We start from the raw sequence: 23,052 nt of genomic DNA, 5'->3' as shown, positions 1-23,052 counted from the left end.
AAATCTCAGGGGGGTTTTGCTCCTCCCCCTGCGAAGGGGGAGGAGCTTAAAAACTAAACCTCAACCACCGGGATCACATCTTCCACGGCGCTGCGCAGGCGCGCTTTCATGTCGCTGTAAGTCTGATGAGCGTAGTTCTCTGCCCAGCGCTGATCGGCGATCTGCTCGACTTTCACCGCGCAGTATTTGGTTTCCGGCGTTTTGGAAATCGGGTCGAGATTGTCCTGGGTCAGTTCATTACAGGCACCGATCCACCACTGATACGTCATGTACACCGCACCCGGGTTGATACGTTCGTTGTAGTTGGCGCGGGAAATGACTTTGCCACGGCGTGATGCCACCCAGACCAGTTGCTGATCACGGATACCCAGCGCCTGGGCGTCCACCGGGTGCATCTGCACGAAGCCCGGTTCATCAGCCAGCGTTTGCAATGCCGCACAGTTACCGGTCATTGAACGGCAGGAGTAGTGACCGACTTCACGCACGGTACACAACACCAGCGGATAATCGCCGTCCGGCACTTCAGCCGGTGCGCGCCACGGTGCGGCAAACAACTGGCCTTTACCGGTCGGGGTATCGAAGTGATTGTCGGCATACAGATATGGCGTCCCCGGGCTTTCAAGCGTGGTACAAGGCCACTGCACGTGTCCCAGTTCGCCCATTTTTTCGTAGGTGGCGCCGTAAAACAGCGGACACAGGCTGCGCATTTCGTCCCAGATTTCCTGGTTATCGTTGTAATGCATCGGATAACCCATTTCGGTCGCCAGCAGGCTGATAATGTCCCAGTCGCGCTTGACGTTATATTTTGGTTCGATGGCTTTCTCGAAGCGCTGGAAGCCACGGTCTGCGCAGGAGAAGACACCGCCGTGTTCGCCCCAGGAAGTGGCCGGTAAAATCACGTCGGCCTGCTCGGCGGTTTTGGTCATGAAGATGTCCTGAACCACCACGAATTCCAGTGCTTCAAAGCCTTTGCGCACCAGACCTAAATCGGCTTCGGTCTGCAACGGATCTTCACCCATGATGTAATAGGCTTTAACTTTGCCTTCAAGGGCCAGATGCGGGATTTCCGTGATACGGTGACCGACTTCGGTGTCCATCTGATTCACGTCAATGCCCCAGGCATCGGCGAATTTCGCGCGAACTTTCGGATCAGTGACGGACTGATAGCCCGGGAATTCATTCGGCAGCACGCCCATATCACAGGCACCCTGCACATTATTCTGACCGCGTACCGGTCCGACGCCGACGTTGGCGCGGCCAAGATTACCGGTCAGCAAAGCCAGCCCTGCCAGACCTTTTACCACGTCAACCGCCTGACCAAACTGGGTGACGCCCATGCCCCACATGATGGTGGCTGAAGGTGCAGCGGCGTAAGTGCGCATCGCCTGACGGATTTGCTGCGCAGAAACACCGGTCTGTTCTGCCACGGCTTCCGGTGAGTAATCCGCCACATTTTTGCGGTATTCCTCAAAGCCTTCGGTGTATTTCGCGACATAGTCATGGTCATACAGATCTTCTTCGATCAACACGTGGGCAAAGGCATTTACCAGCGCCATGTTGCAGCCGTTTTTGATTTGCAGATGCTGATCGGCAATACGTGCGGTTTCGATGCGGCGGGGGTCGCAGACGATGATCTGCGCGCCTTTTTCTTTCGCTTTGATCACACGGCGCGCGACGATGGGATGGGAATCCGCGCAGTTATAGCCGAACACCAGCAGACATTTTGAGTTTTCGATATCGCCGATGGAATTACTCATCGCGCCGTTACCGAGCGTGGCCTGCAAACCGGCCACCGACGGGCCGTGACACACGCGGGCGCAGCAGTCGACGTTATTGGTGCCGATCACTGCACGGGCAAATTTCTGCATCACATAGTTGGTTTCATTGCCGGTCCCGCGGGAAGAACCGGTGGTCATAATGGAACGCGGGCCGTGTTTTTGTTTAATGTCTTTCAGGCGCTGTGCGGTGTAACGGATGGCTTCATCCCAGCTGACGGCTTCGAATTTTCCGCCTTTCTGGCGGCGGATGAGCGGCTGGGTCAGGCGCGGGGTCAGCAGTTTGGTGTCATTGAGAAAATCCCAGCCGTAATAGCCTTTCAGGCACAGTTCGCCCTGATTGGTGACGCCGTTCGCGGCTTCCGCACGGATGATTTTTCCGTTATCTACAACCAGATTCAATTTACATCCGGCGCCGCAATACGGGCAGACAGTGGTGACTTTTTTCATGGTCTTGCTTCCTTAATCCGGGGTTAAAACAGCAACGGGGAGGTGCTGTCGAGCGCAGCGCGGCGGCGTTTTTCTGCGTTCATTTCCTGTAAGTGGTTACGGTCGATAGCGAAAAGTGCCTTGGTCGGGCAGATTTCCATACAGGCCGGGCCTTCAGCGCGGGTGTGGCACAGGTCGCATTTGTGCGCCTCGGCTTTATCCGAGGTGGTGACCATCGCCGCGCCGTTCTGGCGGAAAACGGGTTTGGTGACGACTTCCATGGCGCCGTACGGGCAGGCGACAACGCAGGTCTTACAGCCGATGCAGCGTTCCTGCATCACCTGTACATGATCTCCGGTGCGAAGAATGGCGCCGTTCGGACAGACGTTGGCACAGGGCGCATCTTCACACTGGCGACACATCACCGGTGTACTGAGATTGACACCTTTAATGACGTGCAGACGCGGTGCGAATGTCGCGGCGTTGAGCAGCGAAATATCCTGCGATTCACTGTGAGCCATCACGCAGGCAATTTCACAGGTACGACAGCCGATGCATTTTTTAGGGTCGGCGATGATAAACCGGTTCATTTTTCTCTCCAAATCCCCGTCGTCCTTGACATCGCAGGTGCGTTGGCTGCGTTCACTCGCCCGAATCACTGACTCATGTCAGCTCATCGGGACTCCTTCGCTTGCCGCCTTCCTGCCATGCCAATGCCTTAGGGGATTTCAGTGTGCTTTTAATTCAGGGGGTTAAAAGTTTTCATCTACTTCTATACATAAAACGTGCCAGTTTCGGATGCTTGTTTTTATCTATGTATTTCAGTTGGTTATATAAAAATGACGTAACGATGACGAAATGTCGGGCTGATGTCATGTCTGTTTCGTCACCGCATCGACAGTTATGTCGACAGCCGCTGTCAGAGGCTTTCGGGCCGGAAAGGGGCGATTCCCAGCCCCTGATCCAGCGCAGGCAATAGCTGATACAGGCGGTTCACGGCCTGTTCAACGGCGGCACTCATCGGGAAGTAAAAAGCCACCACGTCCGGCTGAATGCCGACAAAGGTGATCTGCGGGATGTCTTCACGCAATTGCTGAATAAGGAACGTCAGCGGCAGATTGTGGGTGGTCATCATGAACATCTCAGCGATGTCATCTTCATCGATAATGCGCATTTCACCGGGCGCCAGCCCCATGTCGGTGGCATCGACAATCACCAGATGCGCAGGCCGCAGTTCGCGTAAATAACCGATGTCGTTCTCTGGTGCCGCACCGCCGTCAACCACAGTCCAGCCGGACAGCGGTTTTTCAGCGCACAGTTCGGCCAGCCGCGGGCCGGCACCGTCGTCGCCCATCATGCTGTTGCCCACGCACAGCAATGCGTAGCGGGAGGATAAATCAGGCATCGTATCTCCTGACCATCAGGTACATGGCGGGGTCGTTTTCAATCTGGGCAAGCAGGGTGATCAGCGCATCGCTCCAGCCCTGTTGCGTATCACTCATGTACGGGCGGGCAGCGCTCAGCGCCAGCGCCAGCAGGTGGGTGTGGCTGCTGTCGATAATGATCTCTCCGAAACGCTGCACACCGGCCAGTTTTCGATATGCTTCGCTGTTTTCGGGCAGGCAGTCAATCCAGTGCATATACCCGTCGAGAGGGCATTCGAGACGGGATTTCAGGCAGTCGATCACCCCGAGGTGATGGCCGATCGCCAGGCTGTAATACACCACTTCCTGCACTTTTTGCGAACTGCGTTTCAGGGCGCTTTTCTCATCGACAAACTTGCTGCTCAGCGAATAGAAAATCACTTTGTTCTTGTCCGGCTGATGACCGGCGTAGGGTTGATGTCGCGCGTAGCGCTGGTCGTTGACGGAGGTCATCACAGGTGTACCTCGCCACGCAGAACCTGCTGATAAATGTGCTGCAGGTTGCCGACAATTTCGTTGAGACGCAGATCGCCTTGTTCTTCAAGATATGCAGAAACGCGCTGTTCCACGGGTTGTAAGCCGGGCGCGGCCACGATATCCATAAAGGTGTCGGCAATCTGACGGCCATAACGGTAACCGGCCATCCGGCGCGCTTCGCGGTCCAGCAACACGCGCAGCGGCTGCGGTAAATCCGGGTGCAGCAGCAGAGCCGGTTCGGTGGCCGCCTCATCGTGTTGCTGGCCTTTGATCTTCTGATCCAGCAAACCCAGCGCCATCGCAAAACCATAAATGGTGGCGGCCGGTGTCGGCGGGCAACCCGGAATATACACATCCACCGGCACGATTTTGTCGGTGCCGCCCCACACGCAATACAGATCGTGGAAGATGCCGCCGCTGTTGCCGCAGGCGCCGTAGGAAATGCAGATTTTCGGATCCGGCGCAGAATCCCAGGCGCGCAGCGCCGGAATACGCATGGCGCGGGTCACGGCACCGGTGAACAGCAAAATGTCTGCGTGACGCGGCGACGGGACCACTTTAATCCCAAAGCGTTCGGCGTCGAACAGCGGGGAAATGGCCGCGAAAATCTCAATTTCACAGCCGTTACAGCCGCCGCAGTCCACGCGGTAAACGTAAGCTGAGCGGCGGATGCTGTGAAGCAGTGTGGATTTCAGTTTGGCAATGCTTTCATCCAGCGTGACGGGTACCGGCAGGCCATTTTCGTCACGCGGAGCAATCAGGTTATGACTCATGAATGAGCCTCCGTGGTCATGTGCCGGCCAATATCAATACGGTCGGAGGAAGAAAGGCTGTGCAGTTTTTTGCATTCGGGGCAGGTTTCATACTGCTCCCGGCGGTCAGCAACTTGCCGGTCGCTCAGGGCGGCGCTTTCCTGCAACAGGCTGAGTGCGAAGTCGATTTCCTTTTGTACCGCGTAAGGTTTGCCGCAGGCACGGCAGTGACAGATAGGGAAATCCGCGGTCTCAAACAGGTCTTCTTTACGCCAGACTGCCAGTTCAAATTCCTGCGACAGTCTGATGGCCGCCGTCGGGCAGACTTCCTCGCAGCGGGCGCAGAAAATGCAGCGGCCTAAGAACAGTTGCCAGCGGAGGGTTTCGCCGTCTTCTGCCGTGGTCATGGTCAGCGCGTTAGACGGGCAGGCGTTGGCACATGCGCCGCAGGCAATACACTGCTGTGCGGTGTATTGCGGTTTGCCGCGAAAATTCGCTGCCAGATCCAGCGGCTTAAACGGATAAGCCACGGTTGCGGTGCCGGTTTTAAGCACTTTTTTAATCAGTTTCAGCATGATGGGAGCAGCTCCTCAAAGCGGCGAATTTTTGCGTTCGATGCCGTAGCGTTCGATCTCTTTGTAAGGCACGACGATGGACGTTTTCTTACGCACATCGACAACCGTCATGCGGTCGGTGCAGGAATAACAAGGATCGAGACTGCCGATAATCAGCGGCGCATCGGAGACCGTATTGCCGCGCAACATGTAACGCAGCGTCGGCCAGTTGGCGTAAGTCGCCGCACGGCAACGCCAGCGGAACAGCTTTTGGTTGTCGCCGGTCATGCTCCAGTGAATGTCGTCACCGCGTGGTGCTTCAGCAAAACCGAGGGCGAAACGGTGAGGAATATAATTAAAGCCTTCCACCGCCAGCGGGCCGCCGGGCAGGCTTTGCAGGCCGAACTCGATCATATTCAGGGCGTTAAACACTTCGTGGATGCGCACTTTCAGGCGGGAATAAACGTCGTTACCGGTTTCGCTGCACAGTTCAAATGGCAGTTTGGCGTAACCGGCATAAGGGTGATCCTGTCGCATATCGCGGCGGTGACCGCTGCCGCGCACCATCGGGCCGACATTACTGAAATCCCGCGCTACCTGCGGATCCAGAATACCGACGCCGATACTGCGCTGCCGGGTATTTGGCGTGCTGAGCAGGATATCCACCAGCTCGTTAAGATCCCGGCGCATGCTGCCCGCCAGCGCAATGGTGGCGATCATGTCGTCTTTGAGGATGTCACGGCGGATGCCGCCGATCAGGTTCATGCCGTAGGTTTTACGCGCGCCGGTCAGGATTTCTGCCATCTTCATCGACTGTTCACGGACGCGGAAAAACTGCATGAAACCGGAATCAAAACCGACAAAATGACAGGCAAGCCCGAGGTTCAGCAGATGGCTGTGCAGACGTTCGACTTCCAGCAGAATAGAACGGATCATCTGGGCGCGTTCCGGCACCACGATACCCATCGCGTTTTCGACCGAAGAGGTGTACGCCACGCTGTGCGTGAACCCGCAGATGCCGCAAACGCGGTCTGAGAGGAAGGTGACTTCGTTGTAGCCCATGCGGGTTTCGGCCAGTTTCTCCATGCCACGGTGCACGTAAAACAGCCGGTAATCGGCATCGATAATGTCTTCACCGTCAACGAACAGACGAAAGTGTCCCGGTTCGTCAGAAGTGACGTGCAGCGGACCAATCGGCACAATTTTGCTGCCTTCTTTGGCTTCGGAAATAAACGGATAGGTTTCTTCGTCCGTGGTAGGTGCCGGGCGCTGACGGTAATCCATCGCGTCTTTGCGCAGCGGGTATAAATCGTCCGGCCAGTCATCCGGCAGCACCAGACGGCGTTCGTCCGGCAACCCGACCGGGCGCAACCCGTACATATCACGCACTTCACGTTCGCCCCAGACCGCTGCCGGTACGCGCGGTGTCACGGAAGGGAATTCCAGCGACACAGGATCCACTTCGGCGCGCACAGTGATCCAGCATTTCACGCCTTTTTCCATCGACAGCACGTAATACAGCGCGTAGTTGCCGCACAACGTACGTTCGTCATTGCCGAATAACACGGAAAGCCAGCCGCCCTGCTGGTAATACAACCATTCGACCACTTCCGGCAGCCAGTTCAGCCTGATGGTGACGGTCGCCTGCGTGTCGGTCTGCCATTCACTGCCTAAGATCGCCGACGGAAACTGCTTCGCCAGCGCGGCCAGATACTCTTTACCGACCGGGTTTTGATTTAATGCGGTATTGAACTCACTCATTACAAAGCCTCTTCCCGCCGCAGCGGGACAAGAAAAATGTCAGGTCAGCCTGCGACCAGCCAGGAAACCAGCGCCAGAAACGCCAGCCCGAAACCCGCCCAGGTGGTGCGGGAAGTTTTAAGAAAGCGCAGACGGGCGACGCTGTTCTCGATGAGCGCCACCACAAATACCGCGATCAGCAGTTTCACCAGACACAGCACCACGGCGGTCAGCAACGTCAGCGGCGTGAGTTGCTCCGCCAGTCCGAACGGGAAAAACAGACCAAGGAATAGCTGCAACACCACCAGTTGTTTCAGGCTGATGCCGATTTTCAGCACGCCCAGCGCCGCGCCGGAGTATTCGGTCAGCGGGCCTTCCTGTAATTCCTGCTCGGCTTCCGCCATGTCGAACGGCAGCTTGCCCATTTCGATATAGGTCGCGAATGCACAGGCCAGACCGGCCAGAACGAGGGTTAAGGAAGACGACAGCGGCCAGTGCAGAACACGGGCGGCAATGGCGCCAAGCGAGGTGGAACCGGCGACCAGCGCCGCAATCCACAGCCCGAGCAGCAGAATGGGCTCGACCAGTACGCCAAGCACCGCTTCACGGCTGGCGCCGATGCCGGTGAAGGTGCTGCCGGTATCCAGCCCGGCGATGGCAAACACAAAACGCACCACGGCAAACAGGTAGATGACCGTGATCAGATCGCCCGCCGCGCCCATTGGCGACGCCAGCGTCACCACTGGCAGGGCGGTGGCGATCACCAGTAAGCCGCCGGTCAGCAGGTACGGCATGCTGCGAAACGCCGCACCGGCCGCGGCGGGTGCGACACTCTGGCGGGTCAGCAGTTTGGTGATATCACGGTATTCCTGTAACACGCCCGGTCCCTGACGGTTGTGCATCCGTGCGCGCATTACGCGACTGAATCCGGCAAACAGCGGCGCGAGCGCCAGCAACGCAATCGCCTGAATCAGCGCCAGCGGCCACAACGAACCCGCGAGTAAGAATGAAGTGTTCATAGTCAGTTCCTCAGGCAAAAGCCACGACCAGCAACACGGCCAGTTCGATGAAAGCCAGACGACGGCAGAAGGCACCCAGCCAGCCACGGTGCAGCGCGGCCACCAGCGGAGCCGGTGTCATGTGCTGACGCAGGCGATAAAGCGGGGCAAACATCACGCGCAGCGGTTGGGCAAAACCCGTCGCTGTCACCACCATGTCAGCGGAATGGCCGTAGCCACAGGCCCAGGCATCGCCGCGTGAACGGTTTGGCAGACGGGAACCGCGCAATACCGTGGCGGCAATCCACGGCAGCAGCGGCATGCCCAGCAGCAGAATGGCGACCATCGGCGCGGATACCGCAGACGTGGCGGAAAACGCCGCGCCATGTCCGGCGGCCTGTAAAACAGGCGCGTTCAGCACTGAGGCGGCAACGGCGGAGAAGTGCGGAATCAACCACGGCGAGGCGACACCGAAAACCACACACAACAGCGCCAGCAATACGCTGCTGAGTGTCATCAGTCGCGGGGCAGGCGTGGCGTCTGCCGCCGCCGGACTGCGTGGTGTGCCTAAGAAAGTGACGCCGAAAACTTTGGCAATACACATCAGCGCCAGCGCACCGGTCAGGGCCAGACCGACCGCCAGCAGCGGCCCGAGCAGACGTGCGATAAACACGTGACCCGCACTCAGCTGGAACAGCGACTGATACAGCAGCCATTCGCTGGCAAAGCCGTTCAGCGGCGGCAGGGCAGCCATCGACATCAGGGCAATCAGCATCGACACGGCGGTCCACGGCATCAGACGGGCGATCCCGCCGAGTTTTTCCATGTCCTTAATGCCGGTCTGCATTTCGATTTCACCGGCACCGAGGAACAGCGCGGTTTTAAACAACCCGTGATTAAACAGGTGAAACAATCCGGCCAGCAGGGCGAGCGAAGCCAGCAGCGGCAGATTCAGCGCCACGCCCACCATGGCGCTGCCGATGCCGAGCAAAATAATCCCGACGTTTTCCAGCGTGTGATAGGCCAGCAGACGGCGGATATCGTGCTCCATCAGCGCGTACAGGCCGCCGATAAATGCGGTCAGGATTGCCAGAAGCAATACCATCAGGCCCCACCAGAGTGGCGGTGCGCCGAGCAAGTCCAGACCGACTTTTACGATGCCAATAATGCCGATTTTCATCAGTGCCGAAGAGAACAGGGCAGCGGCGTGGGCGGGGGCGCTGGAATGCGACTGCGGCACCCAGGCGTGCAGCGGGATAATCCCGGCGTAGAGTCCGAAACCGGCCAGTGCCAGCAGGAAAGCCAGCGATTTAATGCCTGGCGTAAACGTGGTGTGGCGAAGAACCTCAAAATCCAGACTGCTGCTGGCGTGATGCAGCAGCGCAAACGCCAGGATCAGACACAGCGTGCCGAGGCGGCCGGATAAAAACTGATTCAGACCGGCACGGCGGCTTTTCACATCGTCGGCTTGTACGATCATGAAATACGCACACAGCGCGGCCATTTCCATCATCAGGATCAGTTCAGCCGCATTGGCGGAAATCGCCGCGGCAGTCAGCGCCGCCAGCAGCAGATTGCATAACAACCCGGAACGGGCGCGCTGGCGCGGACGGGCATTCGCCAGCCATGCGCAGGCATACAGGCTGCTGAACAAGGCTGTTACCGACATCGCCAGTAACAACAATGCATTCAGCGGGCTGAAGCTGGCGTGGTAAGGCAGAACCGGCAGTGTAAGGGTCACCGGTGCGCCACTGTTAACCATCTGAATCGCAGCGATAATAACCGCCACGGATGCCACCATGCTGCCAGCGCCTGAAATCAGGCTGCTTAATTTCGCGGCTCCTGCCAGTAACCCGCAGATAATGCCGCTGAAAACCCAGACCAGCAGCGCCAGCGTCAACAGTGACGCCGGATCCAACGCTAATAGTGCCGTCATTGTTTGGCCTCCGTGTCAGGCGCACTAAAGGATGTCAGCCCGGCCGGGAATACATTCATCGCATTCAGGCGTTTTTGCTGGCTGGCATTGTCAGACAGACTGGCCGTGATAAGCCGGATGGCCTGTGTGGGACAGGTCTTGATGCATGCCGGACCCTCAGGGCTGAAGCTGCATAAATCGCATTTCACTGCCACCGCGCGAACCCCGGGCACACAATCCAGGAAAGGGCTGATCGCACGTGGCGGGCGCGGCGCGGGCGGCGCTTTTGAGGTGTTACAGTCGACGGGCATGTCCAGCGGCGTGCTGCCGGAAAAGGTGATGGCACCGAACGGGCAGGCAAGCCCGCACAGTTTGCAACTGACGCAGAGGCTTTCATTGAGATGAATCGCGTCGTTTTCACGGGTGATAGCATTAACCGGACACACCTGCGCGCAGGGGGCATCTTCACACTGGTGACACATCACCGGCGCGGAATCCAGACGGTTTCGCATCACCTGCAAACGGGGGGCAGATTGTAAACCGTGACGCTGGTGTTCCTGCGAACAACTGGCCATACAGGTATTGCAGCCAATACAAAGTTTCGGATCAGCTATCACATATTGATTCATGGCATTTTTAAAGCTCATGAAGTCTCCTTGGTATTTCGTCAAAGGTGACGAAATCGGCACTTAAATTGACATTTCGACATTTATGTCGGAATAGATCCCAGTAAAAAAACGGCAATGAAAAACATTCCTGTTATGCCGGTGTGATAATGTATTTCTGAATGTAAATCAGGCGTGGTCGAGTAATTTATCGAGTTGCGAATGAATGGGCTGATTAGTTTTCAGTGAGTCGAAAATACACTGATAAATAGCCGATATTTTATTGAGATAATGTTCCAGCACGGCGTTCTTATCTTTAATATCCACGGTGCCATCCACCCGGCCTTCTTCACTCAGCGTGGCGTGGGCAAACGCTCTGAAGTCGGGTTCTTCACCGCTGTGCGCCATGTTCAGGCTGTAAACGATATCCTGACTGTAGAAGTCGTCGCTGAGATGAATACTGACGGAAAAATGGTTAAACAGGGTGAAGCGGATATCCTGATCTTCGCCGCAACTGAATTCATGGTTTATCTTTTTATTTGAATGGGTTATGGCCTGTGTCAGGCTGTTCTGATACAGGCGCCATTGTGATTTCAGATGGCTGTTTTTGCTGGCTATATAATCCGCTTTACTGGTCAGTTCGCTGAGAGTGCTCATTGTCATTACCCGTTATTGAGGTGTGCGTAGGTGCCTTTCCGGTCCGTCTTTATGCAGAAAGTGACGACGAAAATACGGCGCATACATCCCTGCTGGCATAAAACGTGCCAGTTTCCGGTTTTGTTTAAGAACTGCTTTATTATTAAAAGGTTAAGATATTTAAAACCTGTGTGCCCGGTTGCATGAAAAACATAATGACATGTCGATGACACGGTATTTCGACATATATGACGGACTGCGCCGGGATTATTTCGCTATCCGGTTTTCTTCTCCGTGTCTCCGTGTCGAAAAATTGTGGCATCAATATTGCTACTTACCTTCCCATACGCTGTTTATTAATCTCCTGACGGAGAGGGAAATAATGCACGAGATTACGTTGTGCCAGAACGCCGTGGAAATAATGCAACAGTTTGGACGGCAAAATAATGCCCGGAGAATTACGGCGGTATGGATGGAAATTGGCGCGTTTTCCTGCGTCGAACCTGAAGCGGTGCAATTTTGCTTCGAACTGGCGTGCCGCGAAACACTCGCTGAAGGTTGCGAATTGCATCTCCACACACCGGCGGCAGAAAGCTGGTGCTACACGTGCCAGCAGGACATCACTTTACTCAGCCCCGGCGTGCTGCTGTGTCCGCACTGTGGCGGACGTGATGTGCGGGTGGTGGCCGATGACGGCATGAAAATTAAACGAATCGAAATCGAATAACGGGCACCCGATGTGCCCGGGGAGAAAGCTATGTGCAGTACCTGCGGTTGTGCCAGCGGCGAACTTCGTATCGAAGGCGTCAGCCCTGAACACACTCATCACCATTCCCATGATCACGATGATTCACATGATCATCGCCACGGTCTGCCGTTTGCACCGCGACGCCTGGTGGACATCGAAATGGACGTGCTGGCGAAGAATAACCATATCGCTGCCCATAACCGCGAGCATTTTGCGGCGGCGGGCATTCTGGCACTGAATCTGGTGTCCAGCCCCGGCTCCGGTAAAACGACCCTGCTGACCAGCACCCTGACCCGGCTGGCACCGTATTTCGACTGCGCGGTGATAGAAGGCGATCAGCAAACCACTCACGATGCCGATCGTATCCGTGCCACCGGCGTCCCGGCGATCCAGGTGAATACCGGTAAAGGCTGCCATCTGGACGCGCAAATGGTTCATGATGCGCTGCATCAGCTGTCGCCAAACAATAACAGCCTGTTGTTTATCGAAAATGTCGGCAATCTGGTGTGTCCGGCCAGTTTTGATCTCGGTGAATTGCACAAAGTGGCGGTGCTGTCCGTCACGGAAGGCGAGGACAAGCCGCTGAAATATCCGCATATGTTTGCCGCATCGCGCCTTATGGTCCTCAATAAAATCGACCTGTTGCCGTATGTCAGTTTTGACGTCGAAGCCTGTATTGCCAATGCGCGCCAGGTCAATCCGCAGATTGAAGTGATCCGGCTTTCTGCCACTACCGGCGAAGGTATGGAGCAGTGGCTGGCCTGGCTGGAGCAGCAACGATGTGCATAGGCATTCCGGGACAAATCGTCGCGCTGCATGACCAGCAGCCTGATCACGCCTGGGCAGAAGTCTGCGGTCTGCGCCGCGAAGTGAATATTGCGCTGGTGTGCGACGGCCAGCCACAAACGCTGATCGGCGGCTGGGTGTTAATCCACGTCGGTTTTGCATTGAGCAAACTTGATGAACAGGAAGCACAAGAAACGCTGGCTGCGCTGCACGCGATGGAAGAAGTAGAAGCCGATGTCGCCCTGTTTCTCGGTGCGGGAGAGGCCCGATAATGCGTTTTGTTGATGAATTCCGTGATCCGAAACTGGCGAAAACGCTGATTGAACGGCTGCATCAGCGGGCGGCATTACTGCCTTACACCGCTGAAAAACCCATGCAGATTATGGAAGTGTGCGGCGGCCATACCCATGCCATTTTCAAATTCGGGCTGGATAAACTGCTGCCCCCGCAACTGGAATTTATCCACGGGCCGGGGTGTCCGGTGTGCGTGTTACCGATGGGGCGTATCGATGCCTGCTGTGAAATTGCCGCACATCCCGACGTGATTTTCTGCACCTTTGGCGACGCGCTGCGCGTGCCCGGCAAGCAAGGCTCGCTGTTGCAGGCGCGCGAACGGGGTGCCGATGTGCGTGTGGTTTATTCCCCGCTGGATACGCTGAAACTGGCCCGTGCAAATCCGGCACGTCAGGTGGTGTTTTTCGCCCTCGGTTTTGAAACCACGCTGCCGGTTACCGCTGTCACGCTGCAACAGGCACGGCGCGAACGTCTGCCCAATTTCAGCGTGTTCTGTCAGCACATCAGCCTGATGCCGACCTTACGCAGCCTGCTCTCGCAGGATGATGTGCGGATTGATGCTTTTCTGGCTCCCGGTCACGTCAGCATGGTGACGGGCACCGCACCTTATCATTTCATCAATGAAGAATTCGGCAAGCCACTGGTGATCAGCGGCTTTGAGCCACTCGATATGCTGCAAAGCGTGCTGATGCTGGTGGAACAAGTTTGCGAGGCATCGTGTAAAACGGAAAACCAGTATCGCCGCGTGGTGCCGGAAGAGGGTAACCTGCTGGCACAGGAAGCGATGCGCGAAGTGTTTACGCTTGCCGGTAGCAGCGAGTGGCGCGGTCTGGGCGTGATTGAAGCCTCAGGGATTTCCCTGGCCCCCGCCTATGCCTCATTTGATGCAGAGCGGCGCTTTAACCCGCAGGCACAACCGGTAGCGGACGATCCCCGCTCCCGTTGCGGTGAAGTGCTGACCGGGCGCTGCAAGCCGCATGAGTGCCCGCTGTTTGGCACCGCTTGTACGCCACATAATGCATTTGGTGCGCTGATGGTGTCTTCTGAAGGTGCGTGCGCGGCGTGGTATCAGTACCGGCATCAGGAAACGGCAATGGCGGATAAACCGCAGCAAAAGCATCAACAGCAGAAGGTAAGTCAGGATGAGTGATCGCAAAGAAGTCGTCACAATGGCGCATGGCAGCGGCGGCCGCGCCATGCAACAGATGATCGAACAGATGTTCATCAGCGCATTTGATAATCCCTGGCTTAACGAACGGGAAGATGGCGCACGATTGTCACTTGCCAGCCTGAGTGCACAGGGCGACCGGCTGGCGTTTACCACGGACAGTTACGTGATTGATCCCATCTTTTTCCCCGGCGGCAATATCGGCAAGCTGGCGGTGTGCGGCACGGCAAACGATCTGGCGGTCTGCGGGGCGACACCCGCCTATCTTTCCTGCGGTTTTATTCTGGAAGAAGGGTTAGCGCTGGATGACTTACAAAAAATAGTCAGCGCGATGGCGCAGACCGCGCATGCTGCGGGCATTGCCATTGTGACCGGCGATACCAAGGTCGTGCAGCGAGGTGCCGCCGACAAAATCTTTATTAATACCGCCGGGATCGGCGTGATCCCAACGGCCGTTAACTGGGCCGCCGGTACGATAAAAGCAGGCGATAAAGTGATCGTCAGCGGGACGCTCGGCGATCATGGTGCGGCGATCCTCAATCTGCGTGAAAAGCTGGGGATGGATCTGGGCGTGGAAAGTGACTGCGCGGTGCTTGCGCCGATGATCGCACCACTGCGACCGCTGGCTGGCGTGCATGCCTTACGTGATGCCACGCGCGGCGGGGTGAATGCGATTTTGCATGAATTCAGCGCCGCCAGTGGTTTTGGGATATGTATCGACGAAACCGCGTTGCCGGTGAAACCGGCTGTGCGTGGCATCTGTGAATTACTGGGGCTGGAACCGCTGAATTTTGCCAATGAAGGCAAACTGGTGATCGTCGTGTCGGACCGGGCTGAAGAGCAGGTGCTGAACCTGTTACGCAGCCATCCGCTGGGCGCTGATGCGGCGACTATCGGCGAGGTGACGATAAGTCCGCAGGTGTGTCTGCGCGGCGCGCTGGGTGTTTCCCGCCAGTTAATGTTGCCCCATGCGGAGCCATTACCCCGCATTTGTTGATCTCGTCAGGGGAGCGCGCCGCCGCGAAGGCGTAAACTTTCTTAATCGTTTCTTCAAAAACGCTTTACATCAAAAGCCAGAGCCCACGGTATGCAGAGTGCAACAATGAGCACCACAAAACACAAAGGATTACTGGAACTGACGCGCACATTGCTGCTGCAACAGAACATGACATCGCTGCTGGAAACCCTGACGCAAGTGGTGCAGAGCGCCGGTATTGCGGAGGCTGTGACGCTGGTGTTGTTCGACAATAACAGCGAACGCGTCAGTTTTTATGGCATCGATCCGCATCATCAGCCGGTCAGTTATGAAGATGAAACGCTGCTGGCGACCGGGCCGGTACATGCCTTGCTGAGCAATCCTAAAACGCAGGTCTGGCGCAGTGAAGCGTTGCATCTGCGCTATCCGCAACTGGCGGCGCTGAACCTGTATCCGGCGTTTACCGATTATTGTCTGGTGCCTCTGCTGGCCTCTTCCGGCTTGCTGGGGGGCTGTGAGTTTACCCGTCAGCACGCGACCCCGTTCAGTGAGGAAGACAAGAACGGTCTTTATGAGCTTTGTACGCTGGCGGCCATTGCGGTCGAACAAATCCAGTTGCGCGAAAACGCCTCGCTCCAGCAATCCCTGCTGCGCCATGAACGTGACGATTTCCGCATTCTGGTGGATATCACCAACGCCGTCCTGTCCAAGCTGGATCTCGACGAACTGACCGGCGAAATCGCCAAGACTATTCACCATTTCTTTCACATTAATGCCATCAGCATTGTGTTGTGTGATGCCGATAAAGACAGCGAACAGGCCAGTGTTTACGCGACACATTATGTGCAGACGCACGTCGCGGAGCGTGAACAGTCGCGCATGACGCTGGAGGGTTCGCTGGAACAGCAGGTGATGAAAAATGGCGAAATGTTGCTGACTAACGTGCGGTCCGCCGAAGAACCGGATAACGATGAAAGCACGTTGTTCCAGCTGTTATGGCGGGATCAGACCAAAACCCTGTGCATTCTGCCGTTACGTTTTGGTCATAAAACGCTGGGGGTGTTGAAACTGGCACAGTGCCAGCCGGATAACTTTAATTCCGCTAATCTGCGCGTGTTGCAGCAGATCGCCGAACGCATTGCAATTGCCGTGGATAACGCACTGGCCTATCAGGAAATTAAAAGCCTGAAGGAAAAACTGCAACACGAAAACCTGTATCTCACCGAGCAGATAAACAGCAATAACCCGGATTTCAGCGACATTGTCGGCCGCAGTTCCAGCATGTCGGCGGTGCTGAAACAGGTTGAGATCGTGGCGAAAAGCGACTGTTCTGTGCTGATCCTCGGCGAAACCGGCACCGGTAAAGAGCTGATCGCCCGTGCGATCCATAATCTCGGCGATCGTCGTGATCAGCGCATGGTGAAAATGAACTGCGCGGCCATGCCTGCCGGATTAATGGAAAGCGATTTATTCGGACATGAAAAAGGCTCGTTTACCGGGGCTACCGCTCAGCGGATGGGGCGTTTTGAACTGGCTGATAAAGGCACCTTATTTCTCGATGAAGTGGGTGAAATTCCGATTGAACTGCAACCCAAGTTGCTGCGCATTTTGCAGGAGCAGGAGTTCGAGCGTGTCGGCGGCAATAAACTGATTTCGGTGGATGTGCGGATGATCGCTGCGACCAACCGCGACCTGTGCCAGATGGTTGCCGATAAAGAATTCCGCAGTGATTTGTATTACCGGCTGAATGTGTTCCCGATTGTCATCCCGCCGTTGCGTGAGCGCCCTGAAGACATTCCGCAACTGGTGAAATTCCTGACCTATAAAATCGCCAAGCGCATGAAACGCACCATCGACAGTATTCCCGCCGAGACCTTGCGTTTATTAAGCCGGATGCCCTGGCCGGGCAATGTGCGCGAACTGGAAAATGTTATTGAACGCGCTGTGCTGCTGACCCGCGGAACGGTGCTGGATTTACAACTTCCTGAGCTGAATTATCCGTTGCCGGTGTCTCAGCCGGAGAGGGTGATGCCCGCGCCTGATACTGCGCCCGCCCCGCATTTGAATGAGGAAGACGAGCGCGAACGTATTCTTCAGGTACTTAAGGAGACCAACGGCGTGGTCGCCGGTCCGCGTGGTGCGGCACAACGTCTGGGGTTAAAACGTACGACGTTGTTGTCGAGAATGAAAAAATTGGGGATTGCCGCGCATTAACCGGGTCAGGCTGTTTTTACCGCACCGGACAATGAAATATGGCCGATGCGGTAATGCTGCCCGTCGCCTGCCAGCGGATTTCTCCCCGCCGTAAAATGGATTTTCTTCCAGTTTGTCGTGTCCCAGGCGGTGACGTCGATAAGTCTGTCGCTCACCGTTTGCTCACTGAATGGCGCAAGGTCACTGAACGGTGCGATATCCGTTATCTCTCTTTTCGCATATACCGCCTCCGCGACGTTTCCGCTGACATGTGCCGTCAGCACCGGATAAACCCGGATCTGCGGCCAGCCGAAGGCGCCGGCGACGCCCTGAAAACCTGCACCTGAAATAAAACGGTTCATATCTGATACGTCCTGCCACAGGTAAAACGGCGCGTAGATATTTTCTGCGCTGCCGGTTTGCAGGCAGTTGCGGCGGGCATAGAGATAGGTTTTGAAAATAAGCCCTGCAAAACCGTCCGTCCGATATCCGTTATCCGCAATGCGCTTTTCAATAATACCCATGTCATAGTCCGCAGGCAGGGTAAAACTGTATTGCATGGCAATCATGACCGGGCTCCTTGCGCAATTCTGAACATTTCACCGTGACTGAACGACCAGTCTTCCGGCTGCGTAAAACTCACCACCACCATCACATCAGCCAGAGAAATTCCCAGTGTGAGGTGTAATTTTTCGGCCAGATGGTGGAACAGTTGCTGTTTCTGATAACCGTTACGCGGTTTGCCTGCGGTGATGTGAAACAGCAGAAAATCGTCTGAACGCCGGTCATTTTCACCGGCTAAATAGGTCGGGTTGATCACCCGCTGGTGGCGGCTGACCGGTTCGAATAACTGAAAACAATCATCTTTGGGCACGGAAAAGTGATCAACCAGCGCTTCCTGTAATATGGCTGAAATGGCATCCTGCCAGGCATCCGTGCGGTGGGCTGGTAAAGAAATTCGGCTAAAAGGCATCGGTTGTTCCTCCGGTTACGGGGCGCGGGTTACTGGTCATTGAGAGCGGCGAAGCGGCTCAGGGCGGATGCCGCTGCGGGCCAGCCGGCATAAAATGCCAGATGGGTGATCACTTCTGAAAGTTCGGCCTGTGAGACCCCGTTTTTTACCGCCAGGCTCAGATGAAAAGGCAGTTGTTCAACGCGATTGAGGGCAATCAGTGCGGCAACGGTGATCAGGCTGCGATCACGCGCAGACAATTCATTTCTTTTCCACAGATCGCCGAACAGCACCTGTTCCGTCAGTTCTGCAAATTTGGGCGTCAGACGCGCCATGGTATCCAGCGTCTGTGTTTGGGACGAGGTCGTGCTCATATCAGGCTCCTTTTTGTCGGTGTGAAAAGGAGCATAAGGCGTTATGATTATCCTGAATATCGAAAATAACAGCAGCATTAGTCCATAAAAACGGGATGATTAAGCATGGCGAAAAGACCGGTCACTTTTGATTCAGAAGCCTTGCGCAGTTTTGTTACCGGCATTGAGCTGGGGAGTTTTGTGCTGGCCGCCGACCGGCTGGGACGCTCCACATCTGCCGTCAGCGCGCAGCTGAAAAAGCTGGAGCAACAGGCGGGCACGGAGCTGGTACAGAAATCCGGACGACACCTGATCCTGACCGGACGCGGCGAAGTGATGCTGAGTTATGCGCGGCGGATCCTCAGCCTGAATGATGAGGCCAGCGCTGTGCTGCTCGCCAGTACGCTGAGTGGCAGCCTGAATCTGGGTATGCAGGAGGATTTCGGCGAAACCCTGTTACCGGCCATTCTCGGCACATTCACCCGTGCACATCCGCAGGTGCAGGTTTCCGCCAGTATTACCCGTAATCAGCAATTGCTGGACGGGATCCGGCATAACGAGTTTGATCTGGCGGTGTGCTGGCAGGCTGATGAAACGCCACTTTTCCCGTCAAGCCGCTCGCTCGGACGGATTCCGCTGCGCTGGATTGGCCCTGAAAGTTTCGACCTGAAGCACTATCAGGAAACCGGCGAACCGTTGCCCTTGCTGGTGTTCGAAGCGCCATGCCTGATGCGGAATGCCGCAACGACGGCGCTGGATAACGCCGGTATTGCGTGGCGGATAGCCTTCACCAGCCGCAGCCTGAGCGGGATTTGGGCGGCGATGTCGGCGGGGCTGGGGGTGACTGTTCGTACGGATTTCGGTATGCCATCAACCGTACGGATTTTGCAGGAATTGCCCGCGCCGGGTGAGGTGGGGATCAGCCTTCATCAGAGCCTGACGCCCCCGGGCGAGGCGGCCGCCAGCCTGAGAGAGTCGATTGTCGGCTTCTTTACGCAGCAGCACTGAGCCGCTGTGACTATTTTTTAGCCGGTTGCTGACGATAATGTTCCAGACGTTCGCGAAAATAAGCGCGCAGATGTTCCGGCTGCTCCATCTCCACTTCTTCTGCGTTGACCGGCAGATGGTTGCGCTCACGCACCACGACAGTCCCGGCTGCCAGCCCGGCGCTCACTTTATCCATTTCCTCTTTACTCAGTCCTGCGAGTGCTTTGTTCATGGTTTCTCCTTTTGATTGTTCTGTTACGTTGTCGGGCAAAGCCTCTATTCTACTGCGGTTCCGGCCAGTGTCTTTAACATGCCGTCAGCGAAATATGTCTCCAGCAATGCCGGGTCGGTTTTCTGATGTTCCGATGAAAGAAATTTGGCAATAGCATTGCGATCATCTTCTCCCCAAATAAAGATTTTATCGGGATGATAAAAAGCATGTTTTTTTATTGAGGCATTATTGGTGATCAGTTTCTTATTAAAAGCCATGGCTTCGAGAGCACGCAGCGTTAATCCGCATTGATCCGGCTTGTTGATCTCAAGAACGACAGAAGCTCGCTTCAGCTTTTCAATATTTTGCTGATAACTGATTTTCTGATTGATACAACAGTCCGGGTAATCCGGGGTTCCGTTGCAATCGCCCACCAGATAAAAGTCGGTCTGGCAGTGATTCTGGCGCAATACCGGTGTCAGGTCGTTAATGAGTTTTGCCCGATAATCATCAAACCCGCCGACATAAAAGCATGAGCAGGATGACGGCGTATTTGCCGGTTCCGATTGCCACGCAGCCATGTTATGGCGGGTGAACGGCAAAAACTGGTCAACATAAGAAAGTCCGTATTTCCGGCAATCTTCGGGATCAAAACTGTAAATAACATCAAAAACAGCGGTGACCCGGTCGAGATAATTTTCGTCATGGGAAAGTAATTTCAGCCGACGTCTTTTAGACGTAAGCGCGGCCACTGAGTCGCGCAATACCAATATTTTTTTGCATTTGGGCAGGGAAAGTAAATCCAGCATCAGAAATGCGCTGTAGCCGTTACAAATGATGATGTCGGTTTCACGCACGCGGCGGAACTTGATAGCAATCTGAAATTTCCGGTGCCAGTGTTTGAGCCGCTTTCCCGGCAGCAAAGAGTGGACAGATTTAAAGTGTTTTTTGACGTGATAAATCGTATGCACATTAAATTCTTTTTTCAGTGCAGAGGTCATCATCCGTTCGTACTCTGAGTTCCATTCGATGAAATGTATTTTCGGTGGTTGCGAAAGATGGTTTTTCATTGTTTCTCCCTTTATGACCAAAGTTTAGCATTTTCAGTGCATAAAAGTGTTGATGCGGCCTGGAAAGCCATCCCATCTCACAACGGGTTTACAAAATCGCCAAAAACAGGCCATTATTTATCCTTCCCCTGACCGGAACGGAGCCTGAAAAATGACCCGAATGACAGCGAAAGATTTCCCGCCTGAACTCCTCGAATATTTTGATTTTTACGTGCACGGCAAAATGACCAAACGTGAGTTTCTTGATCTCTCGGCGAAGTTTGTGGCAGGCGGATTGTCGCTGGCTGCGCTGACAACGCTGATGACGCCGAACTATGCCTACGCCGAACAGGTGCAATTCACTGATCCGGATATTGTGGCGGAATACATTCAGTATCCGTCGCCGCAGGGACACGGCAGCGTGAAAGGCTATCTGGTGCGTCCGGCCAAAGTGACCGGTAAAGTGCCTGGTGTGGTGGTGGTGCATGAAAATCGCGGGCTGAATCCGTATATCGAAGATGTCGCGCGGCGGGTGGCGAAAGCCGGATTTGTCGCGCTGGCGCCGGACGGGCTGAGTTCGGTCGGCGGTTATCCGGGCAATGATGAAAAAGGGCGCGAACTGCAAAAACACGTTGATCCGGCCAAACTGATGAACGACTTTTTTGCGGCGGTAGAATTTCTGATGCACCACGAGACTGGCACCGGCAAAGTCGGCATCACCGGTTTCTGTTACGGCGGTGGCGTGGCGAATGCGGCGGCGGTGGCTTACCCTGAACTGGCGGCCGCCGTGCCGTTCTACGGGCGTCAGCCGAAAGCGGAAGATGTGCCGCGTATCAAAGCGCCGTTATTGCTGCATTATGCTGAACTGGATAAACCCATTACCGAAGGCTGGCCGGCGTATGAAGCGGCGCTGAAGGCCAATAACAAAGTTTATGAAGCGCATATTTATCCCGGCGTGAACCACGGTTTCCACAATGATTCGACGCCGCGTTATGACAAAGCGGCGGCGGATTTAGCGTGGGAAAGAACCATTGCCTGGTTTAAAAAGTACCTCGAACCGCAGACAGAAAGCGCATAAAAGAAAAGGGCGGGATCGCAAAATCCCGCCCTTTTTTTACGTTTCAGACGCCCGTTATGATTTCAGGATGCCATCGAAATCCGAGGCATCATGGCGCTCTTCCAGTTGTTCATCACCCCAGGTGCGGTTCACAATGCGTCCGCGTTTCACCGCCGGACGGCCCGCCACTTCAGCCGCCCAGCGCTGGAAGTGCTTATAAGATTCGATGTCGAGGAATTTAGCCGATTCATACAGACCGCCCTGCGCCAGGCTGCCATACCAGGTGAAAATGGCGATATCAGCAATCGTGTATTCTTCCCCGGCAATAAAACGGTGTTCAGCAAGCTGACGGTCTAATACGTCGAGCTGGCGTTTGGCTTCCATCGTAAAGCGGTTAATGGCGTATTCGATTTTGACCGGCGCGTAATGGTAGAAGTGACCGAAACCGCCGCCAAGATAGGGCGCGGAACCTTGCAGCCAGAACAACCAGTTCAGGGTCTCAGTGCGACCGGCGAGATCTTTTGGCAGGAATTGGCCAAATTTTTCCGCCAGATACAGCAGGATGTTGCCGGATTCAAACACGCGGATTGGCGGTGTGGTTGAGTTATCCAGCAGCGCCGGAATTTTTGAGTTCGGATTGACGTCAACAAAGCCGCTGGAGAACTGATCGCCTTCATTGATGCGGATAATAAATGCATCGTATTCCGCACCGCTGATGCCCAGCGCCAGTAACTCTTCCAGCAGGATCGTCACTTTCTGGCCGTTCGGCGTGCCAAGGGAATAGAGCTGAAGCGGGTGTTTACCCACCGGCAGCGTTTTTTCGTGCGTCGGGCCCGCTATCGGGCGGTTGATGTTCGAGAACTTGCTGACTTCATCTTTATTCCAGGTCCAGACTTCAGGGGGCTGATACTGTTCTGACATTGCATTCTCCGCATCTTTTTTTGAGGTTAAGACTCAAAAGTCTAGCAGGAGA

25 protein-coding genes are annotated in these 23,052 nt (G+C 55.5%); 8 read left to right on the top strand and 17 right to left on the bottom strand.

Annotation, left to right across the window (positions count from 1 at the left end; translation table 11 throughout):
• Nucleotides 1-53: 53 nt before the first annotated feature.
• From fdhF to hycA, 11 genes are all read right to left on the bottom strand, one after another.
• Nucleotides 54-2,225 (bottom strand): formate dehydrogenase subunit alpha, encoded by a 2,172-nt coding sequence (fdhF, locus tag AC1DUO_RS02050; RefSeq protein WP_015689505.1) that lies wholly within the window; start codon nucleotides 2,223-2,225, stop codon nucleotides 54-56.
• A gap of 23 nt (nucleotides 2,226-2,248) precedes the next feature.
• Entirely contained in the window at nucleotides 2,249-2,794 is a 546-nt protein-coding gene (gene hydN / locus AC1DUO_RS02045) for an electron transport protein HydN (protein WP_013574478.1), read from the bottom strand.
• Nucleotides 2,795-3,123: 329 nt separating this feature from the next.
• A complete protein-coding gene (hycI, locus tag AC1DUO_RS02040) occupies nucleotides 3,124-3,609 on the bottom strand; it encodes a hydrogenase maturation peptidase HycI (protein ID WP_121019561.1) in 486 nt (161 codons plus the stop codon).
• On the bottom strand, nucleotides 3,602-4,081 hold the full coding sequence (gene hycH / locus AC1DUO_RS02035) for a formate hydrogenlyase maturation protein HycH (protein WP_013574480.1): 480 nt from the start codon (nucleotides 4,079-4,081) through the stop codon (nucleotides 3,602-3,604). Before hycH ends, hycI begins: the two co-directional genes overlap by 8 nt.
• On the bottom strand, nucleotides 4,081-4,878 hold the full coding sequence (locus AC1DUO_RS02030) for an NADH-quinone oxidoreductase subunit B family protein (RefSeq protein ID WP_013574481.1): 798 nt from the start codon (nucleotides 4,876-4,878) through the stop codon (nucleotides 4,081-4,083). The genes hycH and AC1DUO_RS02030 overlap by 1 nt, the downstream gene beginning before the upstream one ends.
• Nucleotides 4,875-5,432 (bottom strand): formate hydrogenlyase complex iron-sulfur subunit, encoded by a 558-nt coding sequence (locus AC1DUO_RS02025; RefSeq protein WP_013574482.1) that lies wholly within the window; start codon nucleotides 5,430-5,432, stop codon nucleotides 4,875-4,877. Before AC1DUO_RS02025 ends, AC1DUO_RS02030 begins: the two co-directional genes overlap by 4 nt.
• 15 nt (nucleotides 5,433-5,447) lie before the next feature.
• Nucleotides 5,448-7,172 carry a hydrogenase large subunit gene (locus AC1DUO_RS02020; RefSeq protein ID WP_015689510.1) on the bottom strand — a complete coding sequence of 575 codons (1,725 nt, stop codon included), beginning with the start codon at nucleotides 7,170-7,172 and terminating at the stop codon, nucleotides 5,448-5,450.
• A gap of 44 nt (nucleotides 7,173-7,216) precedes the next feature.
• Nucleotides 7,217-8,170, bottom strand: coding sequence for a respiratory chain complex I subunit 1 family protein (locus tag AC1DUO_RS02015; RefSeq protein WP_112151242.1), 954 nt, complete (start codon nucleotides 8,168-8,170; stop codon nucleotides 7,217-7,219).
• Nucleotides 8,171-8,180: 10 nt separating this feature from the next.
• The gene (locus tag AC1DUO_RS02010; RefSeq protein ID WP_121019559.1) at nucleotides 8,181-10,085 is read right to left on the bottom strand and encodes a proton-conducting transporter transmembrane domain-containing protein; all 1,905 of its coding nucleotides are present in this window, start codon (nucleotides 10,083-10,085) and stop codon (nucleotides 8,181-8,183) included.
• Nucleotides 10,082-10,693 (bottom strand): 4Fe-4S dicluster domain-containing protein, encoded by a 612-nt coding sequence (locus AC1DUO_RS02005; protein WP_183065344.1) that lies wholly within the window; start codon nucleotides 10,691-10,693, stop codon nucleotides 10,082-10,084. Before AC1DUO_RS02005 ends, AC1DUO_RS02010 begins: the two co-directional genes overlap by 4 nt.
• Before the next feature lie 165 nt (nucleotides 10,694-10,858).
• Nucleotides 10,859-11,326, bottom strand: coding sequence for a formate hydrogenlyase regulator HycA (gene hycA / locus AC1DUO_RS02000; RefSeq protein ID WP_013574487.1), 468 nt, complete (start codon nucleotides 11,324-11,326; stop codon nucleotides 10,859-10,861).
• Nucleotides 11,327-11,687: 361 nt separating this feature from the next.
• Here hycA and hypA point away from each other — a divergent pair, with 361 nt between their 5' ends.
• The 6 genes from hypA to flhA all read left to right on the top strand — a co-directional run bounded on the left by hypA (nucleotide 11,688) and on the right by flhA (nucleotide 17,491).
• The gene (gene hypA / locus AC1DUO_RS01995) at nucleotides 11,688-12,032 is read left to right on the top strand and encodes a hydrogenase maturation nickel metallochaperone HypA (protein ID WP_013574488.1); all 345 of its coding nucleotides are present in this window, start codon (nucleotides 11,688-11,690) and stop codon (nucleotides 12,030-12,032) included.
• Nucleotides 12,033-12,062: 30 nt separating this feature from the next.
• Nucleotides 12,063-12,842: a hydrogenase nickel incorporation protein HypB gene (gene hypB / locus AC1DUO_RS01990; protein ID WP_112151238.1), complete on the top strand. Its 780-nt coding sequence runs from the start codon at nucleotides 12,063-12,065 to the stop codon at nucleotides 12,840-12,842.
• Entirely contained in the window at nucleotides 12,833-13,111 is a 279-nt protein-coding gene (gene hypC / locus AC1DUO_RS01985; protein ID WP_013574490.1) for a HypC/HybG/HupF family hydrogenase formation chaperone, read from the top strand. Before hypB ends, hypC begins: the two co-directional genes overlap by 10 nt.
• Nucleotides 13,111-14,283, top strand: coding sequence for a hydrogenase formation protein HypD (hypD, locus tag AC1DUO_RS01980; protein WP_013574491.1), 1,173 nt, complete (start codon nucleotides 13,111-13,113; stop codon nucleotides 14,281-14,283). The genes hypC and hypD overlap by 1 nt, the downstream gene beginning before the upstream one ends.
• The gene (gene hypE, locus AC1DUO_RS01975; RefSeq protein WP_013574492.1) at nucleotides 14,276-15,298 is read left to right on the top strand and encodes a hydrogenase expression/formation protein HypE; all 1,023 of its coding nucleotides are present in this window, start codon (nucleotides 14,276-14,278) and stop codon (nucleotides 15,296-15,298) included. Before hypD ends, hypE begins: the two co-directional genes overlap by 8 nt.
• Nucleotides 15,299-15,403: 105 nt before the next feature.
• The gene (flhA, locus tag AC1DUO_RS01970) at nucleotides 15,404-17,491 is read left to right on the top strand and encodes a formate hydrogenlyase transcriptional activator FlhA (RefSeq protein WP_015689516.1); all 2,088 of its coding nucleotides are present in this window, start codon (nucleotides 15,404-15,406) and stop codon (nucleotides 17,489-17,491) included.
• 5 nt (nucleotides 17,492-17,496) lie between these two features.
• Here the strand turns inward: flhA and AC1DUO_RS01965 are convergent, their stop codons facing one another.
• From AC1DUO_RS01965 to AC1DUO_RS01955, 3 genes are read right to left on the bottom strand one after another with little or no spacing between them, the layout of a single operon-like run.
• Nucleotides 17,497-18,039, bottom strand: a complete 543-nt coding sequence (locus AC1DUO_RS01965) for a DUF4865 family protein (protein ID WP_223509728.1) — start codon at nucleotides 18,037-18,039, stop codon at nucleotides 17,497-17,499.
• The gene (locus AC1DUO_RS01960) at nucleotides 18,036-18,443 is read right to left on the bottom strand and encodes a tautomerase family protein (RefSeq protein ID WP_449632223.1); all 408 of its coding nucleotides are present in this window, start codon (nucleotides 18,441-18,443) and stop codon (nucleotides 18,036-18,038) included. The genes AC1DUO_RS01965 and AC1DUO_RS01960 overlap by 4 nt, the downstream gene beginning before the upstream one ends.
• Nucleotides 18,444-18,472: 29 nt before the next feature.
• A complete protein-coding gene (locus tag AC1DUO_RS01955) occupies nucleotides 18,473-18,796 on the bottom strand; it encodes a carboxymuconolactone decarboxylase family protein (protein ID WP_013574496.1) in 324 nt (107 codons plus the stop codon).
• 105 nt (nucleotides 18,797-18,901) lie between these two features.
• Here AC1DUO_RS01955 and AC1DUO_RS01950 point away from each other — a divergent pair, with 105 nt between their 5' ends.
• Nucleotides 18,902-19,783: a LysR substrate-binding domain-containing protein gene (locus AC1DUO_RS01950; RefSeq protein ID WP_250980700.1), complete on the top strand. Its 882-nt coding sequence runs from the start codon at nucleotides 18,902-18,904 to the stop codon at nucleotides 19,781-19,783.
• 10 nt (nucleotides 19,784-19,793) lie between these two features.
• On the opposite strand, the gene AC1DUO_RS01945 is transcribed toward AC1DUO_RS01950, so the two are convergent.
• Entirely contained in the window at nucleotides 19,794-19,994 is a 201-nt protein-coding gene (locus tag AC1DUO_RS01945) for a DNA polymerase III subunit theta (protein ID WP_013574498.1), read from the bottom strand.
• A gap of 44 nt (nucleotides 19,995-20,038) precedes the next feature.
• Nucleotides 20,039-21,043: a WaaS/CpsH family glycosyltransferase gene (locus tag AC1DUO_RS01940; RefSeq protein WP_250980701.1), complete on the bottom strand. Its 1,005-nt coding sequence runs from the start codon at nucleotides 21,041-21,043 to the stop codon at nucleotides 20,039-20,041.
• A gap of 151 nt (nucleotides 21,044-21,194) precedes the next feature.
• Between AC1DUO_RS01940 and yghX the strand changes: the two genes are divergently transcribed.
• Nucleotides 21,195-22,100: a YghX family hydrolase gene (gene yghX, locus AC1DUO_RS01935; RefSeq protein ID WP_037036291.1), complete on the top strand. Its 906-nt coding sequence runs from the start codon at nucleotides 21,195-21,197 to the stop codon at nucleotides 22,098-22,100.
• 54 nt (nucleotides 22,101-22,154) lie between these two features.
• Here yghX and yghU read toward each other — a convergent pair whose 3' ends face one another.
• On the bottom strand, nucleotides 22,155-23,000 hold the full coding sequence (gene yghU / locus AC1DUO_RS01930; RefSeq protein ID WP_013574501.1) for a glutathione-dependent disulfide-bond oxidoreductase: 846 nt from the start codon (nucleotides 22,998-23,000) through the stop codon (nucleotides 22,155-22,157).
• Nucleotides 23,001-23,052: the final 52 nt, after the last annotated feature.

The sequence above is a fragment of the Rahnella sp. P4_A8 genome (assembly GCF_056402435.1).
The sequence above is the reverse complement of the archived record's forward strand: the minus strand, read 5'-3'. Positions and strand labels throughout refer to the sequence as shown.

Excerpts from the sequence above, each read along its gene's own strand:
- AC1DUO_RS01945 (WP_013574498.1), bottom strand. The coding sequence starts at position 19,994 with ATGAACAAAGCACTCGCAGGACTGAGTAAAGAGGAAATGGATAAAGTG.
- hycI (WP_121019561.1), bottom strand. The coding sequence starts at position 3,609 with ATGCCTGATTTATCCTCCCGCTACGCATTGCTGTGCGTGGGCAACAGC.
- AC1DUO_RS02015 (WP_112151242.1), bottom strand. The coding sequence starts at position 8,170 with ATGAACACTTCATTCTTACTCGCGGGTTCGTTGTGGCCGCTGGCGCTG.
- flhA (WP_015689516.1), top strand. The coding sequence starts at position 15,404 with ATGAGCACCACAAAACACAAAGGATTACTGGAACTGACGCGCACATTG.
- hypE (WP_013574492.1), top strand. The coding sequence starts at position 14,276 with ATGAGTGATCGCAAAGAAGTCGTCACAATGGCGCATGGCAGCGGCGGC.
- hypB (WP_112151238.1), top strand. The coding sequence starts at position 12,063 with ATGTGCAGTACCTGCGGTTGTGCCAGCGGCGAACTTCGTATCGAAGGC.
- hycA (WP_013574487.1), bottom strand. The coding sequence starts at position 11,326 with ATGAGCACTCTCAGCGAACTGACCAGTAAAGCGGATTATATAGCCAGC.
- hypA (WP_013574488.1), top strand. The coding sequence starts at position 11,688 with ATGCACGAGATTACGTTGTGCCAGAACGCCGTGGAAATAATGCAACAG.
- AC1DUO_RS01965 (WP_223509728.1), bottom strand. The coding sequence starts at position 18,039 with ATGATTGCCATGCAATACAGTTTTACCCTGCCTGCGGACTATGACATG.
- AC1DUO_RS01950 (WP_250980700.1), top strand. The coding sequence starts at position 18,902 with ATGGCGAAAAGACCGGTCACTTTTGATTCAGAAGCCTTGCGCAGTTTT.
- AC1DUO_RS02030 (WP_013574481.1), bottom strand. The coding sequence starts at position 4,878 with ATGAGTCATAACCTGATTGCTCCGCGTGACGAAAATGGCCTGCCGGTA.
- fdhF (WP_015689505.1), bottom strand. The coding sequence starts at position 2,225 with ATGAAAAAAGTCACCACTGTCTGCCCGTATTGCGGCGCCGGATGTAAA.
- yghX (WP_037036291.1), top strand. The coding sequence starts at position 21,195 with ATGACCCGAATGACAGCGAAAGATTTCCCGCCTGAACTCCTCGAATAT.
- hydN (WP_013574478.1), bottom strand. The coding sequence starts at position 2,794 with ATGAACCGGTTTATCATCGCCGACCCTAAAAAATGCATCGGCTGTCGT.
- AC1DUO_RS02010 (WP_121019559.1), bottom strand. The coding sequence starts at position 10,085 with ATGACGGCACTATTAGCGTTGGATCCGGCGTCACTGTTGACGCTGGCG.
- AC1DUO_RS01960 (WP_449632223.1), bottom strand. The coding sequence starts at position 18,443 with ATGCCTTTTAGCCGAATTTCTTTACCAGCCCACCGCACGGATGCCTGG.
- AC1DUO_RS01955 (WP_013574496.1), bottom strand. The coding sequence starts at position 18,796 with ATGAGCACGACCTCGTCCCAAACACAGACGCTGGATACCATGGCGCGT.
- AC1DUO_RS02020 (WP_015689510.1), bottom strand. The coding sequence starts at position 7,172 with ATGAGTGAGTTCAATACCGCATTAAATCAAAACCCGGTCGGTAAAGAG.
- AC1DUO_RS01940 (WP_250980701.1), bottom strand. The coding sequence starts at position 21,043 with ATGAAAAACCATCTTTCGCAACCACCGAAAATACATTTCATCGAATGG.
- AC1DUO_RS02025 (WP_013574482.1), bottom strand. The coding sequence starts at position 5,432 with ATGCTGAAACTGATTAAAAAAGTGCTTAAAACCGGCACCGCAACCGTG.
- AC1DUO_RS02005 (WP_183065344.1), bottom strand. The coding sequence starts at position 10,693 with ATGAATCAATATGTGATAGCTGATCCGAAACTTTGTATTGGCTGCAAT.
- hycH (WP_013574480.1), bottom strand. The coding sequence starts at position 4,081 with ATGACCTCCGTCAACGACCAGCGCTACGCGCGACATCAACCCTACGCC.
- hypD (WP_013574491.1), top strand. The coding sequence starts at position 13,111 with ATGCGTTTTGTTGATGAATTCCGTGATCCGAAACTGGCGAAAACGCTG.
- yghU (WP_013574501.1), bottom strand. The coding sequence starts at position 23,000 with ATGTCAGAACAGTATCAGCCCCCTGAAGTCTGGACCTGGAATAAAGAT.
- hypC (WP_013574490.1), top strand. The coding sequence starts at position 12,833 with ATGTGCATAGGCATTCCGGGACAAATCGTCGCGCTGCATGACCAGCAG.